Raw genomic sequence first — 15,972 nt, forward strand, 5'->3', positions numbered from 1 at the left:
AAAATTATGAATTATAGATTTTCTCTTATCACCCTGGCAACATTTTTTATTTAATATTAATTTTTATATTGACTTTTTAGAGTTAATATAGTATTATATTAAGGCAGTTGATTTTTTGGAGAGATGTCCGAGCGGTTTAAGGAGCCGGTCTTGAAAACCGGTGACTCTCTTTTGGGAGCCGTGAGTTCGAATCTCACTCTCTCCGCCAATCAACTTATGGAGAAGTACCCAAGCGGTCAAGGGGGCAGTTTGCTAAACTGTTAGGTCGGGTTACCGGCGCAAGGGTTCGATCCCCTTCTTCTCCGCCAAAAAATCACCGTAACTTTGATACAAAATACAAGGTTATGGTGATTCTTTTTTTTCTTAGAACTTGGATGGTTTAATAACATATAATAATAATCTCGATAACCAAGGAGGAGCCAACATGAACATCAACCGTATAAACGATTTTATAACGCTTGATAAGAATGATATTACAGCACTGTTTGCTCCGTTTGACATGTCGATCGGGATAATTAACTTTTCACTCAAGGACAGTATGAGCAACACAGGTTACGAAGTTACAACGACAAAAGGCAGGTTTTTTCTAAAGCTGTACTCGAATACAACCGATAAAATCGAAACCGCCGTTTATAGATACCTGAAGAACAAAATCAATGTTCCGAAGTTGTTTTATTATGACGGCATTAAAGAGAAGTTTCCGTTTACGTACACTATAACAGAGTTTATCGACGGCGTTTCATTAATAAGCCATGTGCGTAACAACTTGAAATATCCGCCGGAAAAGTCTTTTGAAATCGGCCGTATGTGCGCGGCGATACATAAAAAGAAATACACACACGACGCACTTCTTGATGACAAGTTAAACTCTTCAAGGGAGCTTCCGTACACACGCGATAAAATCTTGCGTCTGATTAACGGCAAGCCGGGAAATCATCTTAATGTCGTAACGGTCGAAAAGCTGAAAGCGTTTATCGGAGACAATTCCACCCTATTCGATAGGATTGAAGCCGAAAGCGTGTTGTGCCACGGCGATTTCGGTTACGGGAATATAATGATTTCCGACGAAAAGATATATCTGATTGATTTTGAGTTTGCTTATGCCGGTAGTATATATAATGATATAGGACACTTTTTCAGACGAAAGGGCATAGATGTGCAGGCGCTTATTGATGATCGTATATATAACTCTTTTGCCGACGGTTACAATTCCGTTTCTGATACACAACTGCCGTCAGATTGGTTCAGACTTGCCCGTCTGTGCGATATAAACGCAATGCTCTGTCTGTTAAACCATGACGGTGTTCCGGCAGAGTGGATAGAAGATATTGAAGCCGATATCCTATATTCAATATGTTAGAAATCTTAAAATCTCCGTATAAATATAACATAGTAAGAACGACACAACAGTTAAATATTTCACATTTGCTCATACCGCTGCAAAACAATGTATACCTTTACGAAAGATATCTACCCGCACAGGCTGTATTATAATTATCAGACTTAACCAGATAAGAGCGATAATTTTAATACATTATATATCGCATTCGTCGTTCTTTTTATTAAATTTGGACTGAACCTCATGGGAAAGGTTTTTTATATTTTGGAAGGTGATATTTTTGAATTATCTTATAAAACAAGCAGATGAGCTACTGAAGAATCACGGTTTTGAATATGCTTTCTGTGGCGGATGGGCAATAGATTTATTTATAGAAGCGGAAACGCGAAAGCACAGCGACATCGATATCCATGCCTATTGGCAAGAACGCAATACGATTATTCTGTATATGCAGTCGCTCGGCTTCGAGGTGTATGAAATGCTTGGCGGCGGGATGGCTCATCATATTACGGATATCTATAATCAAATAAAAAGCAAAAGAAATATCTTCTGCTGCAAGCCCGACTGTGAGTTGGTCTGCCTGTCACCCGAAGATAAGGACGGAATATGCGGCATTAATTTTCAACATATCGGTCAAACGAAATTGAATTTTCTCGAGTTTCTTTTCAATGATAAAAGCGAAAATACGCTTATATACGCGAGAAATCATGAGATTAAACAACCTTTGACCGAAGCAATATTATACAGTGATAACATACCGTATTTATCGCCCGAATTTTGTATATTATACAAATCTAACGATACAGAACGAGACGGTTATCAACATGATTATTATACGGCAATGACAAAAATGAATGAGCATCAAAAGCAATGGCTAATCAATGCTCTTGATACTATGTACCCCCAAGGTCATAAATGGAGGTTATGAGTATCTCCGCACAAAATTTTTCTTCCGTAAAAATGCACTCTGTATTAAAATTATCAGCTAAGAACGCAGATTTTGATACGGTAAGTATCAACATTAGCGTTCTTGTTTTATATATTGAAATGTAAGAGATTTATATTATAAGGATTAAAAATGAAATACTATAAGAAAATTATCGGTGAGCGATTATATCTTTCACCTATAAACACAGATGAAGCAGATAGTTACATTAAATGGATGAATGACGAAGCTGTTGCCGTTAATTTTGGTCAATATCCCCGTTTAGTTGCATCGAAAAATGATATGAAATGGCTATATGAACCGGCTAGCGATATGCACCGCTATGCAATTGTGCTTCTCGACGAAGACGTGTTAATTGGCAGCATAAGCCTTCATAATATCGACCACCTTAATCGTAATGCTTTCATAGGCATTTTTATCGGTGAGAACGAGCACCGAAACAAGGGGTATGGCGCTGAAGCTATTCGGCTAATTCTCAATTATGGATTCAAGACAATGAATCTTCACAACATCATGCTCACCGTACATGCGGACAATTTAGCGGGTATCACTTGCTATAAAAAAGTGGGGTTTCGTGAAACAGGTCGGCTGCGTGAATGGATATTCAAAGATGGAATGTATGTCGATAAGATTTATATGGGTATTCTGGAACGCGAGTTCGATGTATAAACTGTCGCTGCATACCCGTTGGATTATAAGAGAAAATATTATTAAATTAAAGACGCATCAACCAAAGAATTACAACTTTTAGTGTATTCAGAAAAGCAGTATTAATATTATTAAACGGCATTTAAATAAGCTTTGTTTTATAAGAGAGAAAAGCCTATATACCAAAGTCTTTTTTCTCTTTAAGCGGTAATTATTTAACACTACAACGAACGAAACGCGTTACGAATAAAAGGCTATATAATAATTTAAGCTTTAACATTAAAAGCATCGTTTTTCAATAATAGAGTGGCTTGGTTACGAAGTTGATTTGTTCGTAATGTTCCGTATAATTTCTATCGTTCGTTGTAGTGTTATATAACGCCGGGATTGTTTTCCCACTTTTGAAGCTCGGGCGTCCAGTACTTTGCCCATTCCTTCATTTCCTTATATTCCGGATGGTCAGGATTCAACATGATTTCGCGGAAGTTAACAAATCCTTCTACGCCGCCAACATCCTCAGGCGGAGTTTGACCGTTTGCTTCCAACAAATATGGTGATTCTTTGTCATATTCATCAATTACACGTACAAGCTCAATCTCATGCTCCCAGTTATCCCCCATATCATATGTGTAGCGCATAGACTTACATCTGGGTAAAAACTCTGACAAGAGATGCCCTTTCATTAAAAGAGTATTTTCATCATACTCCAAGTCATCCTCCGACGGAACAAGTCTGACAGACGATTTATTTTCACTGTCATCAAAGATCGTAAAATCGTATAGATGATAATTTTCCCAGTTAAATACAGACTGTAATACCTTGTGCAGCTGCTCAAATGCCAAATCGGCAGGCACAATAATCCTTCGTACCGCTGTATATACTTGTAAATCAAGCGTTACCAATAATTCAAATGCGCGATATTTGTAAGCCGGCTTTCCTGTAAGCTCGGACAGTGCTTTAATCATTTTCTGATAAGGGATAAATACATTGCTGAAATTACTTGAATAGTTGACTGGACGGTAGTTTATCGAAGCTCCGACCGTATCAAGGAACATTTTTGCAATGCCGTTATATTCATTTCCAACATAAATTGAGCATTCAAGCCCCGCTTTTATTACCCACGCAGTTATCTGCCGGTTATTATTTTTAGAAAACGTCACTTCACCACACATTCGCATATATTCATCAACAATTTCAGGATTAATATTTAAGAATAGTAGTGTGTTTGAAATAGCTCTTTTCATCATCTGAGCTGCGTTTTTCAGATCTTTGCGTTTGACTTCATAAATCGCAACGGTAAAACGTGTGGCGTTGTTCACTAAGACAAGCATATCCTCGGCACGGCGATTTTCCCATACCTTTGTCCAATTTGCCGTCCAAGAAAAAAGCGGGTTTTCGTCTCCGAGTACAGCCGGAGGATTTACCCCCATGGCTTCCGCCAGTTTCTTCGTCAGTCCAATTTGCATTTTCACACTTCCCTTTTATAATTATTTACTATATTTAGACACCTTGTTTTCAATCAAAGAACCGCTATTATAAATTTTTGTTTTACGCTGTGAGTTTCGCAGGAATCAGTAAATTTCTTCGATATAAATCCCTGGTCATTGTTTGTACTCACTCGGCAATAAATATCTACTCGCTTCTCTCTTAGAAGGCAACGAGGGATATAATGAATTCTTTTATTATCAGCCACGGCAATGCCTCCGTAATTACGACTACTAGAAAAATTGGGGTTACCGCTTTCTTTGCCAATCACACCTTTTCCAATTCCGATTTTATTAGTTTAAGAATATACTCAGCGCTTTCTTCATCCAGCTTATGCAGAAAAGCCATACTTCTGCATTTCTTGTATTCCACTCCGTCCATTGTGAAGGTATATCCAGCCGGGCATATTGGCGAACAGGTGCCGCCGACCAGCTTTTTACAATCACCTGCTTTGATGATTTCCTTCTTCATTTTATCCGGAAAATCATTCAAGATAGCATCATAGGCACTTACACCTGCGGCATAAATCCTCATCTTTACGCCTTTTTTCCTAAAAACATAATTCAATAATGATTTCCCTGAATCCGGAAGCATATATGTAGTAACAAATCCGTTCTTTGCAGGCTCAATCTTTCTCTTGCACTCTTTCCCCAGAAGATAATTGTCTAGTTCAAGCACAAATCCCTGAAGGTTCGCCGGAACCTCGTTCAAAAATAGTGTAAACTTTTCATCCATATCTTTTCTCCATAAAGTCTTAATCCTTATATTCATAAATTTATATTTATAATAGTGATTAATCAATCTACAATTTGAGTTCATTATTCAACTCTCCAATCGAACCCACATTATATGAACAACTCAAATCTCAATTATACGGTTGAGATTATTTCTAAACTGAATCTTTAGAATCTATGGTGTTTCTCCAATCATCCGGTACATTTAACCAAAAAGCAGGTATCAAACAAGGTAAGTATACTTTATTGTTAGGCCATTCATGAAAAACATACGATACTATTTCATTGTTATCCTGAATTATCGTATTTGGAATTTGATACATTTCACTAAACCAACCATCATAGTATATACTCCTAGGTCCTCCACCGCCATGCGGACATCCTGTTTTTATGTTGCCACCTATTGCATTATGGCACCACCAGGTTATTTCGGTAACTTTAATGCTTATTTTTGTTAATGAACTGATAAATTCAGTAACATTTTCTATCATAACGATACAGTCAATATATCCCCATCCGACTGGTTGTACTTTATAGGATAACAATAATTTATCAAGTGCATTCTTGGTTTCTCTATCAAAATTGGTCATGGATACTGCTCCCTCTAACATTATATGGATATGGATATGTCAATAAATGTGCAGTCGAAAAAGACCAAAAAACCGAAACAATATATTTTTAAATTTTCTGAGCCTGCGGCAAAAGCAGCACCGCCGAAGGCGGCATGTGCTTTACAAGTTGCCATCAAAAATCCTGCAATCTTCATTTTCGATGGAAAGGATAACAACATATTTTTGAGTTTCCTTCGCCGCCGACAAAAACCGCAAAGCATTTTAACGGCATTCTGTAAAGTGTGCGGGCTATGTAGCAGTCACATAGCAGCGTCCTGTACCGTTGAGGCTTTGAATAATGCCGTTTTTCTTAAGCTTATCACGAAAAGCTTCGATTGTATATTGGCTTCCTCTGTCATTGTGTATAGCGTTCTTTAACTTTCCAAGCTGGCTTACCGTGTCAACGCAAAACTCATTCTTCATGTTATCACGCATTTCAAGCGCCACAATCTCACCGTTAAAGCAGTCCATAACAGGTGAAATATGGACTGCATCATATAAGTAGAGTCGACAAACACCCATAATCTGATAGAATAGAAGTATCAGAAAAGGTGCAGAACAATGATTTACAGTATAGAATTCAAGAAGCGAAACAATGAACTCGAACGAGAGAATGCCGAGCTGAAGCGTGCAAAGGATATATTAAAGGTGCACTCGGCTTTTTCGCGTTCCCCGCGTGTTGCGGATTATAGATCGGACGAAGTAAAAAACATCAGAGCGGCATCTGTTTATTCCTAAATACAAGAACAGGTACGCGGTAAAGTTGATGTGCAGGATTCTGAAAGCAAGTGAGTCCGGTTATTATCGTTGGTGAAAGCCAAAGTAAGTAGAAAACTCGTGAACTTCTGACGATCAAAATTAAAGAGATAACATCCGAGTATACGGAACGATAATTTTTATCCTCAGTTTATATAATCCTTATAGCTGTTTATATAATTATCGAGTTCTTTTTTCGCTTTCGCTTCGTTCTTTTCATAATATGAAGCGAACATGTTCGCTCCTGACGAAATAATCTGCGTAAAGCACTCTCTGAGTCCTCCGAAATTATATATCGTACCAAGATCGAAATTTACGCTGTCAAATATAATATCAAGGCAGAATTTACTTTCTTCATCGCGGGAAACTATGCCCATCAACAGCCTGTCATAATAAGCCGGAAGCATGATCGTGCGTCCATAATATGACAAAGCTTCAATAACTGCCCCGTTTATTTCAGGGTTCTCAGCTGTGTATGGAATGCATATAGCCGGGCTTGAATAACTCATAGGATGGTAATATTCCGCCTGTGATTCATCAAATTTCGGCATGGGAAGTATACCGAAATCATTTTCCATGGATCTGCACTGAGTAATACGGAAAAAGTTTGTCGTACGGAACAATACGCGGTTTGCTTTGAACATTTCGTTGCCATATTCATATGTACTGTAGCCAGAAGGCGGCGTAATGTTTTCATTATGGAACACCGCTGATTTATCAGTATAGAATTCAAATACTTTTCTTACAATTTCGGCTGTTTTATCATTGTATAGATCAAGATATGGAATGTCGTCTGCGTCCTTGGAAAATTTACTTATTAAAAGCGATGGCGCATGTGTCTTCATTGTCAACAAGGCTGATATCTCCGAGAACGAAAAACAGCTTATTGGCAATAGACAGTTCTTTTACAGAGTTTTGAGCATACCAGGGCATATCAAGATGCATTGTTTCGATCGATTTCAGGTCGCAGAGCAGGCCGTTTTGCGCAAGATTGCCAACCGTAGTCATTTCGCACAGTACGGCGTCAAAAGTATTCAACTGAGTTGTAATATCCGCTTTTGCTTCTACATCCGTATATGAGGATGTCTCTTTGCTGGTTATTTTCACATTATAAATTTCAAGTAATTTTTCTTTTCTTTCATACGCGGCATCATTGATCACTTCTCCGGTTTCGCCTTCCGTTGCGGCAAAATCCTTTTGAATAGACCACCCCTCTGATTTTGGCGTCAGAATTACAAATTCTTCGTTCTTAAAATCAATTTCGGAACGCAGATCAAGAGAGTATTGTTCTTCTGTGGCAGCTTCAGTGGTAATAACCTCCGAAACAGGAGCTGTTTGGGTTGAAATGGTGTCTGCAGCTTTAGGTTCGCATGCGGTAATATTTGCGGCAAGAATCATTGCTGCGGCAGGGAAAGCCATTTTCCTTAAGAATGCAATACGTTTTTTTTTTATAAAGATCTTTCTCCTTCATTTATTCAATTTTAATACCTGACGTTCATACTTTGAAATGCCATATATTCTTTTACATGCCCTGATAAACGATTGTGTTGATGACCAGAGTTATTTCGTCATATCTCTGAACATAATTTCTTGTTTTCGTATCCCGGTTTACAGCATAACTCACCTATCTGAAACAGCTTTATACCGCCCAGATCAAGCGGATTATTCATAAATGTATTGTTGAATTGATATTTTCTTCCGAGATAAAAGGATGATTTCATCAGAATTTACAATCGATCCAATAACCCGGCTTATTGATTGCTTTAAAACCTGTTTCCCGTATTCCGATAACTGCCACAGTTTCAGATGCCGGAGCCTTGATATCTCCGGTTTCAAAAAAATTAACAAGCTCATGAACGAAATTAGGGAAAAAGTCGCTGCATTCAGGAATCAAATAATGATCTCCGTTTACCGCAGTCATGGCAAGCGTGAAAGGGCATTCCCAGCCGAAGTGTCCCATTGTCGCAAATTTATTTTCAGGATATTCGATCACGAGCGCGGGAGCAGCTTCCGTGCCTATCGCCATAACGCGAACAGGATCCGATCCCATAAGCTTTACAATCATTTCAATTTGATGAATTGAGTACACAGGATATTCGCCCGGTCCTCTTACAGATAGAGTTTTTATGCTTCCCTGCTTTTTGTCCTTAAGCTCAGTAGAAAATCTCAGCGCAGATGAAGAAAACATAGGTGTTTTACCGTCTTCAGCCATTTTAATAAGCTGCTTGGCCGTTTTTACATCGGGCGCGAAGGTTTTATCTACATATGTGCGTTTTCCGCTTTTCAACGCATAATCACAGAGCGATAGATGCATTTCCGGATTGTTGGGAGATAGAATCATAAGAACATCGCTTTTTTCAACGACTTCTTTTGCCGATGCACAAAGCTCGGCATCGTGTTCAGCGCACCATACTTTGCTGGGCTTTGAGGCTTCTCCTTCATTTTTCGAGCCATCCGGATCAAGAGCGCCCCAGGCGTAACATATCTTATACTCGCCCTTCGTTTCGGTTTCCAACCATCCCGGCAAATTATTGGCATGCCAGTTGTCAAGATAATAATCAATAAGACCGATTTTTTTCATTAGTTCTCCTTAACGTGTTTCATAAAATTTATATTATACATCGCATTATTATGCGCATTGTATCTTTTCTCAACAGTAATATCTGTCAGAACATATCGCAGGAAATAAATACAATATTTTCGGTACTCGCAAATTCGGTGTTATTCGAATTGTGAATAAAACAATTCGCTGTAAAAGCCTTTTTGAGCAAGCAGAGCATCATGTGTACCGCTCTCAACAACATTTCCGTCTCGCATAACAAGAATACAATCTGCATTTTGTATCGTCGATAAACGATGCGCGACGATGAAGCAGGTTTTATTTCTCATAAGCTCGCGCATGGCATCCTGAATTCTTATTTCTGTACGTGTATCCACGTTTGATGTCGCCTCGTCAAGAATCAGCATTTTTGAATCCATCAGCATGGCGCGTGCGATTGTGATAAGCTGTTTTTGTCCCTTGGATATATTGGTTGCATCGTCATTTATAACCGTATCGTAGCCTTTTGGCAGTCTTTTTACAAAGCTGTCGATTTTTGCGGCTTTCCCGGCGGCGAGCACCTGCTCTCTGGTGACGTTTTCTTTTCCGTATGCTATGTTATCATAAACAGTTCCGTTAAAAAGCCATGTATCTTGTAAAACCATCGCGTACGATAGTCTGAGGCTGCGTCGAGTCAGATCGTAAATCGATTTTCCATCGAGCGTAATCTCTCCCGAATCTATGTCGTAAAATCTCATTAAAAGGTTTATAAGCGTGGTTTTCCCTGCTCCGGTAGGACCTACTATAGCAATCAGACTACCGCCTGGCGCGTATAAAGATAAATTTTTAAGTATAATTTTATCTTTTGAGTATCCGAAGCATACCTTTTTCAGCTCTATGTTCCCTTCAGTGGAAACGATTTCCGACGCGCCGGGTCTGTCAGGTGGTTCCGGAATTTCATCAAGCAAACGGAACACTCTTTCAGCGGCGGAAAGCGCGGATTGAAGCTCGCCATAAATGTTGGCGATTTCGTTTATCGGTCCGGAAAATTTTCGTGAGTAAAGCACAAATGACGAAATATCGCCGCACGAAATTGCTTTTCTCATGTAAAGGAGTGCTCCGAAAACACCTATCAGCGTAAATGACAGATTGTTCACAAAGTTTACGGAAGGTCCGACCTTGCTTGAGTGATATTCGGAATCGTAATACGCGTCTACAGTTTCTTTGTTTTTTATATCATGCTTTTCTATAGTATTTTCTTCACGGCAGTAAACACGCAGAGTACGCTGACCAGAAATAATCTCCTCGGTAAATCCGTTGAATTCACCGAGCTTTTCCGAACGCTTGCGAAACATCGGACGCGTCTTTTTTGTTATTCTATAGGTCAGGTAAACAGAAAGAGGCACGGTAAAGACAAAAATTGATACGAGAGCCGGAGAAATTGACAGCATCATTATAAAAGAACCGACCACTGTTATTATGCTTGCGAGTATCTGAACGACATCGTTTGAAAGCGATGCGTTTATTGTGTCAGAATCGTAGGATATCCTGCTGATTATATCACCGATCTGATGCGTGTCGAAAAAGCCGACCGGGAGAGACGATATTTTATTAAAAATGTCTTCTCTGATGTTAAAGGTTATTTTTCGGGCAACGACAAGCATTATCAAAGAAAGAAAATAAGCCAGCAGACTTGAGGCGGCATATAGGAGGATCATAATAAACGCGTAGTGCATAACTCCGTTTATATCAACCTTGCCCTTTCCGGGTTCAATCAGGTCGATCGCATATCCGGAAAGCTTCGGACCCCAAAGAGCGAGAACATTCGATAAAATCGCAAGTCCTGTTGCAAATATTAGCAATAATGTATGCGGAAGCATATACCGGCCGAGCCGTAAAAGCGTATATTTTTTATCTTTTGGTTTTTCAAAGGTTTTCTTTTTGTCCATTTTGATATAACGCTTAACGCGTCCGCTCCTTTCCCAGTTGAAGCAGACTTATCTTGCGGTATTCCTCACAGCTTTTCATCAGCTCCGAATGTGTGCCGGCGCCGATTATTTTCCCGTCATCCAATACGATTATCTTGTCCGCCTGCATAACCGACGAAATGCGTTGCGCGATCAGAATTGTAGTCGTTGACGCATAATTGGTTCTTATTTCACGACGCATAGATGCGTCTGTTTTGTAATCCAACGCGCTTGAAGAATCATCAAGAATAAGGATTTCAGGATTTCCCGCTATCGCGCGAGCAACGAGGAGTCTCTGCTTCTGTCCCCCAGAAAGATTTGATCCCTTGATAGCAACATATCCATCATAGCCTTTGCCATTATCAATAAATTCCGATGCCTGTGCGCGGAATGAAGCCGACATTATATCGCCGTCCGATATGTCTCTGCCAAATCTGATGTTCTCCGCTATTGTGTCTTCAAATAATATATCATTTTGAAATACGACGCCGAATTTCGAATGAAGCTCGTGCGGATCATATGATTTTATTTTTTTACCGTCAATCAATATTTCACCTTCGTCGATATCGTAAAGCCTGAGCAAAAGCGAAATAATAGTAGATTTTCCTGAACCGGTCGGTCCAATTATGCCAAGTGTTTCTCCCTTTCTGAGGTAAAAGGATATGTTTTCGACATCGTTACCATGCTTCAAATATGAAAAAGACACGTTTTTGAACTCTATAACCGGTATATCATCGTCTGATTCCGCAACAGGCACATCACATTCCTCACGTGACAGCTCCTCCGGAGAATCAAGCACTTCAAATATGCGCTTTGCTGACGCGTCCGCCTGAGAATACATTGTGAATATCCTCGTGACAGACAGCATTGCATTTAATATAATCGTAAAATATGTAAGAAATGCAATTATCTTTCCAACTTCGGTGAGATCTGAATTGACTCTGTACGCGCCGACGATGACAACAAGCACAAGTCCAGTGTTAAGTATGAGACGCATGACCGGATCTATCAAAGCCATGGTCGAGCCGGCTTTCATCTCTTTTTTAAGCATATCTGTGTTATATTTTTTAAAACGATCTATTTCATAATCTGTTTTTGAAAGTGCTTTTATAACGCGTATGCCTACGGCATTTTCGCGTACGACACGCACAAGCTCGTCCTGTGTTTCCTGTTGTTTTGTATAAAGCGGAACGCCTCTTTTAGATACCACATATGTAATTAAAACGATAAAAGGCATCATGGCAACCAAAAGAAGAGACAGCACAGGGTCAAGAGTCATTGTGATAACTACTCCGCCAAGTATCAATATAGGAGCGCGTATGCCTATTCTCTGCATCATACCGACAACTCGGTGAACATAATATGTATCTGCTGTCATTCGGCTGATAAGCGAAGGTATGGAGAATTTATCTATCTGACTGTCAGATAGATATGATATTTTACTAAATAAGTCATGTCTTATTCCCTCCGTCGTGTCCCTTGCGACCGCGGCGGCCTTTTGATTGGCAATTATATTTCCGCCCCATGCGATGAACGAACAAAAAAGCATTATAACGCCCCAAATCAAAACAAACCTGGTATTTCCAAGAGGGATTATATCGTCGATAATATGTGCGAGAATCCATGGCAGACATAAATCCATTATTGTTCCGGCAAATTTGATCAGTAATCCCATAGTAATACGCCATTTATATGGCGACAGATAAGCGAATACTCTTTTCATCATAATCCTCAATCTATCAAATATCATTATTATATTTCATTATCAGTAAAAAATCAATATTGTAATTTATATAAGATCAAATAGCAAACGAGAAAAACGAAAAATGATGAATAATTTTCATAAAAATGCTTGACAAGGTATATGGTGTATGCTATAATACAATCTGTTGCGGGAAAACCGCCTGATATACAAAATGCATGGCAAAAAGTTTGCCTCTGTAGCTCAGTTGGTAGAGCAGAGGACTGAAAATCCTCGTGTCGTTGGTTCAATTCCGACCGGAGGCACCATTTGGGAGAGTCGTGTTTCTTTACGATTCATGTTCTCCCTTTTTATGCGGATTTAGCTCATTTGGTAGAGCGCGACCTTGCCAAGGTCGAGGTGGCGGGTTCGAGCCCCGTAATCCGCTCCAATAAATCCGGCGCCATAGCCAAGCGGTAAGGCAGAGGTCTGCAAAACCTTTACCCCCGGTCCGATTCCGGGTGGCGCCTCCAGAAAAAAGCAGTCACGCTTTGCGTGGCTGCTTTTTTAACACATAACAGACAACCGCGGTATCACGGACAACCATGATACAACGGATAACCGCAAAGGTTGTCCGTACGGGTATCAACGGATATCGCAGCGGTAATTGACAAAGACGATATTTTGTTTTATAATAACATTGATTTTATTGAATATTACAATTTATATTGGATTCATTTTATGGAATTGCCAAAACGAAAGCAGATACGATTAAAAGGATACGATTATTCACGAAACGGTGCGTATTTTATAACAATATGCGCCCATAAAAAAGAAACGATATTTTGTGAAATAACCTGTAGGGGAGACCCTTGCGGTCTCCCGCATATTAATCATGACCCTTGCGGTCTGCAAACCATTCAGTATACGCGTTTAGGCGAAATTGCATTACAACAAATCAATTGCATAGAAAAATTATATAAAATTTCATTCGATAAATATGTTGTTATGCCAAACCATATACATGCGATAATATTTATTGACCGCGGCATTACGGACAACCATGATACAACGGACAACCGCGGCATTACGGACAACCGCAAGGGTTGTCCCTACGGGGGCGACGACGGGATATCGCAAATCGTTGGCGCATATAAATCCGTTGTGGCGAATGAATGGCTTAAAATATGCAAACAAAATAACTTGCCGATGGGCGTAATATGGCAGAGGTCGTTTCATGATCATATCATCAGAGATGAACATGATTATATACGAATATGGCAATATATCGACGAAAACCCGACAAAATGGACTGAGGATTGTTTACATGAAATATAATAAAAAGTGTGAAATATGAAAAAATATCTTAGAATACCTGCCTGTATTCTTTATCTGACCGCCTTCTGCTGTATTTTTATTTATATATTTTACAGCTTCACTCCGGCGGTGATGATTACGCCTTCTTCGCGTCTTGCCCTCTTATGCTCGGCATGCCTGACCGTTTACTTTGGAAGCATACTCCTCATAAGGACAATACAAAAACAAAAAATCGTTGCCGTAATGAAAATCACCTTCGCGATATGCTTTGCTTTATACATATGCCTTATAACAACGCTTGTATTGTTTGATTCCTATTTTGGACGATCCATACATTCATGGCTGTCGCAGTGGAATTCGGAAGCGCTGTCGGATTATCTCAAATATTCCTTTAATATTATACCGTTTGCCACTATACTCTCATATATTGAAAAGCTTTTTGAAAACAGAATAAATATGAATAGCGTCGTGATCAATATCGTCGGAAACATTATCGCTTTTACTCCGTTCGCTTTTTTTCTGCCGCTTTTCTTTAAAAAGTTGAGATCCTTTTCGCGGTTCCTTTTAGCGATGATCTGCATTGTTTCCACGGTAGAGCTTTTGCAATTTGTTTTATTGGCAGGTTCCTGTGATATTGATGATGTAATTCTGAATGTCGGAGGTTCCTGTATGGCTTATGGTATTCTGCATATCGGATTTTTTAGCAGGATAATCGAAAAAATAACTCTCTTACAGTATCGGAATGAGCGGAAATTTCCCCGTATTTCAGAGCATAATTAAAATTCACATATTGTCCATGTAATGGCAGACGTAAATGGTTATAATGTATGAAATAAAAACCAATTTATCAATATATAGGAATACCTAATGAAAATTTCTCTGATTATACCGATGTATAACGAAATTTCAATCGCCGCTGATACCGCGAAAACGTTAAACAGCTATATGCGCGGCGTTTATGACGATTTCGAGATCATTTTCTGCGACGACGGAAGCACCGACGGCTGTGCCGGGGCAGTTCGCGATCTGAGGCTGGAGCACGTCCGGGTGACGGGCTATAAAAATAACAGAGGAAAAGGATATGCGGTAAAAACCGGAATGCTCGAAGCCGCGGGCGATATTGTCATATTCACCGACTGCGATCTTGCTTACGGCACCGAAGTCATAAAAAAGCTGTGCGACATGCTCGTTTCATCGCCGGGTTATGCGCTGGCAATAGGCTCACGCAGGCTCGAGCGCGGAGGATACGGAAAATATACAGTAATACGCTCTCTGGCGTCAAAGGTATACGTAAATATCCTGCGCGTCGCGGGAGGTATAAAGCAATCGGATTTTCAATGCGGCTGCAAGGCTTTCAGGCATGACGCCGCGCGCGCGGTTTTCTCCGTGCTTTCGACGGATGGCTTCGCTTTCGATTACGAAGCGCTGCTTCTCGCCGGAAAGCTCGGCTTTAAAACGGCCGAGGTTCCTGTTAAAATCATCAATCACCGCGAATCGAAGATAAATCTTGCACGCGACGCAATCAGAATGCTCAATGACGTCAGAAAAATAAAACGCAAAGTAAACGCGGATTTTAAGCATAAGAAATAACCGCTTTCGCCTGAGACTTATCTCTCTTTAGCGGTAAATATTTAAATGCCAAGTTAATAAAACGAACCACTTCCCTTTTATGGGACAGAGGTTCGTTTTTTTGTTACGATTTTATATTTTTGCTGAGCTTCTCATAAGCTTGTACCGGTATATTAAAAATCTACATTACTCTGTTATTTTTAAGGCTCTTGAAATTCAAAGCGTCGAAGTAAAGCTTTTATATCCGGTATTATCTTTTCAGTTGAACCCTTGTACATGAACTCTCTTTTCCCGGTTATGAACAAGAAAATTCCTGTTATATTCGAATGTTTAAAGCGCTTTCATCCTTACCGCCAATCAGCTGTATAATTTTATCACAA

17 protein-coding genes and 5 tRNA genes are annotated in these 15,972 nt (G+C 39.6%); 12 read left to right on the forward strand and 10 right to left on the reverse strand.

Annotation, left to right across the window (positions count from 1 at the left end; all coding sequences use genetic code 11):
• Positions 1–117 precede the first annotated feature (117 nt).
• The 5 genes from VB118_02785 to VB118_02805 all read left to right on the forward strand — a co-directional run bounded on the left by VB118_02785 (position 118) and on the right by VB118_02805 (position 2,954).
• Positions 118–208 (forward strand) — tRNA-Ser (locus VB118_02785).
• 10 nt (positions 209–218) lie between these two features.
• Positions 219–308: transfer RNA gene (locus VB118_02790), tRNA-Ser, on the forward strand.
• Positions 309–424: 116 nt separating this feature from the next.
• Complete coding sequence (locus VB118_02795; GenBank protein MEA4831529.1) at positions 425–1,360, forward strand: aminoglycoside phosphotransferase family protein; 936 nt, start codon at positions 425–427, stop codon at positions 1,358–1,360.
• Positions 1,361–1,619: 259 nt separating this feature from the next.
• Positions 1,620–2,267, forward strand: coding sequence for a hypothetical protein (locus tag VB118_02800; GenBank protein ID MEA4831530.1), 648 nt, complete (start codon positions 1,620–1,622; stop codon positions 2,265–2,267).
• Between the two features lie 150 nt (positions 2,268–2,417).
• On the forward strand, positions 2,418–2,954 hold the full coding sequence (locus VB118_02805) for a GNAT family protein (protein MEA4831531.1): 537 nt from the start codon (positions 2,418–2,420) through the stop codon (positions 2,952–2,954).
• Positions 2,955–3,304: 350 nt separating this feature from the next.
• Here the strand turns inward: VB118_02805 and VB118_02810 are convergent, their stop codons facing one another.
• The 4 genes from VB118_02810 to VB118_02825 all read right to left on the reverse strand — a co-directional run bounded on the left by VB118_02810 (position 3,305) and on the right by VB118_02825 (position 6,285).
• A complete protein-coding gene (locus VB118_02810; GenBank protein MEA4831532.1) occupies positions 3,305–4,399 on the reverse strand; it encodes a plasmid pRiA4b ORF-3 family protein in 1,095 nt (364 codons plus the stop codon).
• A 286-nt stretch (positions 4,400–4,685) separates the two neighbouring features.
• Entirely contained in the window at positions 4,686–5,153 is a 468-nt protein-coding gene (locus tag VB118_02815) for a hypothetical protein (protein MEA4831533.1), read from the reverse strand.
• A 154-nt stretch (positions 5,154–5,307) separates the two neighbouring features.
• The gene (locus VB118_02820; GenBank protein ID MEA4831534.1) at positions 5,308–5,742 is read right to left on the reverse strand and encodes a hypothetical protein; all 435 of its coding nucleotides are present in this window, start codon (positions 5,740–5,742) and stop codon (positions 5,308–5,310) included.
• Positions 5,743–6,012: 270 nt separating this feature from the next.
• Positions 6,013–6,285: a DDE-type integrase/transposase/recombinase gene (locus tag VB118_02825; GenBank protein MEA4831535.1), complete on the reverse strand. Its 273-nt coding sequence runs from the start codon at positions 6,283–6,285 to the stop codon at positions 6,013–6,015.
• 39 nt (positions 6,286–6,324) lie between these two features.
• Between VB118_02825 and VB118_02830 the strand changes: the two genes are divergently transcribed.
• Positions 6,325–6,501: a hypothetical protein gene (locus VB118_02830; GenBank protein ID MEA4831536.1), complete on the forward strand. Its 177-nt coding sequence runs from the start codon at positions 6,325–6,327 to the stop codon at positions 6,499–6,501.
• Between the two features lie 164 nt (positions 6,502–6,665).
• Here VB118_02830 and VB118_02835 read toward each other — a convergent pair whose 3' ends face one another.
• The 6 genes from VB118_02835 to VB118_02860 form a co-directional block, all read right to left on the reverse strand.
• Complete coding sequence (locus VB118_02835) at positions 6,666–7,373, reverse strand: hypothetical protein (protein MEA4831537.1); 708 nt, start codon at positions 7,371–7,373, stop codon at positions 6,666–6,668.
• The gene (locus VB118_02840) at positions 7,330–7,938 is read right to left on the reverse strand and encodes a hypothetical protein (GenBank protein MEA4831538.1); all 609 of its coding nucleotides are present in this window, start codon (positions 7,936–7,938) and stop codon (positions 7,330–7,332) included. Before VB118_02840 ends, VB118_02835 begins: the two co-directional genes overlap by 44 nt.
• A gap of 149 nt (positions 7,939–8,087) precedes the next feature.
• A complete protein-coding gene (locus VB118_02845; GenBank protein MEA4831539.1) occupies positions 8,088–8,240 on the reverse strand; it encodes a hypothetical protein in 153 nt (50 codons plus the stop codon).
• Positions 8,240–9,100, reverse strand: a complete 861-nt coding sequence (locus tag VB118_02850) for a hypothetical protein (protein MEA4831540.1) — start codon at positions 9,098–9,100, stop codon at positions 8,240–8,242. Before VB118_02850 ends, VB118_02845 begins: the two co-directional genes overlap by 1 nt.
• Before the next feature lie 140 nt (positions 9,101–9,240).
• Positions 9,241–11,007, reverse strand: coding sequence for an ABC transporter ATP-binding protein (locus VB118_02855; GenBank protein MEA4831541.1), 1,767 nt, complete (start codon positions 11,005–11,007; stop codon positions 9,241–9,243).
• Positions 11,008–11,020: 13 nt separating this feature from the next.
• A complete protein-coding gene (locus tag VB118_02860) occupies positions 11,021–12,751 on the reverse strand; it encodes an ABC transporter ATP-binding protein (protein ID MEA4831542.1) in 1,731 nt (576 codons plus the stop codon).
• A 208-nt stretch (positions 12,752–12,959) separates the two neighbouring features.
• Here VB118_02860 and VB118_02865 point away from each other — a divergent pair.
• The 6 genes from VB118_02865 (at position 12,960) to VB118_02890 (ending at position 15,613) form a co-directional block, all read left to right on the forward strand.
• Positions 12,960–13,035, forward strand: a tRNA-Phe gene (locus VB118_02865).
• Between the two features lie 46 nt (positions 13,036–13,081).
• A tRNA-Gly gene (locus tag VB118_02870) sits at positions 13,082–13,157 on the forward strand.
• Positions 13,158–13,165: 8 nt separating this feature from the next.
• Positions 13,166–13,239 (forward strand) — tRNA-Cys (locus VB118_02875).
• Positions 13,240–13,336: 97 nt separating this feature from the next.
• Positions 13,337–14,044, forward strand: a complete 708-nt coding sequence (locus tag VB118_02880) for a transposase (GenBank protein MEA4831543.1) — start codon at positions 13,337–13,339, stop codon at positions 14,042–14,044.
• A 15-nt stretch (positions 14,045–14,059) separates the two neighbouring features.
• Complete coding sequence (locus tag VB118_02885) at positions 14,060–14,803, forward strand: VanZ family protein (GenBank protein ID MEA4831544.1); 744 nt, start codon at positions 14,060–14,062, stop codon at positions 14,801–14,803.
• Between the two features lie 87 nt (positions 14,804–14,890).
• Entirely contained in the window at positions 14,891–15,613 is a 723-nt protein-coding gene (locus tag VB118_02890; GenBank protein ID MEA4831545.1) for a glycosyltransferase, read from the forward strand.
• Positions 15,614–15,972: the final 359 nt, after the last annotated feature.

The sequence above is a fragment of the Oscillospiraceae bacterium genome (genome assembly GCA_034925865.1).
Classification (GTDB): domain Bacteria; phylum Bacillota; class Clostridia; order Oscillospirales; family SIG627; genus SIG704.

Excerpts from the sequence above, each read along its gene's own strand:
- VB118_02795 (MEA4831529.1), top strand. The coding sequence starts at position 425 with ATGAACATCAACCGTATAAACGATTTTATAACGCTTGATAAGAATGAT.
- VB118_02805 (MEA4831531.1), top strand. The coding sequence starts at position 2,418 with ATGAAATACTATAAGAAAATTATCGGTGAGCGATTATATCTTTCACCT.
- VB118_02810 (MEA4831532.1), bottom strand. The coding sequence starts at position 4,399 with ATGCAAATTGGACTGACGAAGAAACTGGCGGAAGCCATGGGGGTAAAT.
- VB118_02815 (MEA4831533.1), bottom strand. The coding sequence starts at position 5,153 with ATGGATGAAAAGTTTACACTATTTTTGAACGAGGTTCCGGCGAACCTT.
- VB118_02820 (MEA4831534.1), bottom strand. The coding sequence starts at position 5,742 with ATGACCAATTTTGATAGAGAAACCAAGAATGCACTTGATAAATTATTG.
- VB118_02825 (MEA4831535.1), bottom strand. The coding sequence starts at position 6,285 with ATGGGTGTTTGTCGACTCTACTTATATGATGCAGTCCATATTTCACCT.
- VB118_02830 (MEA4831536.1), top strand. The coding sequence starts at position 6,325 with ATGATTTACAGTATAGAATTCAAGAAGCGAAACAATGAACTCGAACGA.
- VB118_02840 (MEA4831538.1), bottom strand. The coding sequence starts at position 7,938 with ATGGCTTTCCCTGCCGCAGCAATGATTCTTGCCGCAAATATTACCGCA.
- VB118_02845 (MEA4831539.1), bottom strand. The coding sequence starts at position 8,240 with ATGAAATCATCCTTTTATCTCGGAAGAAAATATCAATTCAACAATACA.
- VB118_02850 (MEA4831540.1), bottom strand. The coding sequence starts at position 9,100 with ATGAAAAAAATCGGTCTTATTGATTATTATCTTGACAACTGGCATGCC.
- VB118_02855 (MEA4831541.1), bottom strand. The coding sequence starts at position 11,007 with ATGGACAAAAAGAAAACCTTTGAAAAACCAAAAGATAAAAAATATACG.
- VB118_02860 (MEA4831542.1), bottom strand. The coding sequence starts at position 12,751 with ATGATGAAAAGAGTATTCGCTTATCTGTCGCCATATAAATGGCGTATT.
- VB118_02885 (MEA4831544.1), top strand. The coding sequence starts at position 14,060 with ATGAAAAAATATCTTAGAATACCTGCCTGTATTCTTTATCTGACCGCC.
- VB118_02890 (MEA4831545.1), top strand. The coding sequence starts at position 14,891 with ATGAAAATTTCTCTGATTATACCGATGTATAACGAAATTTCAATCGCC.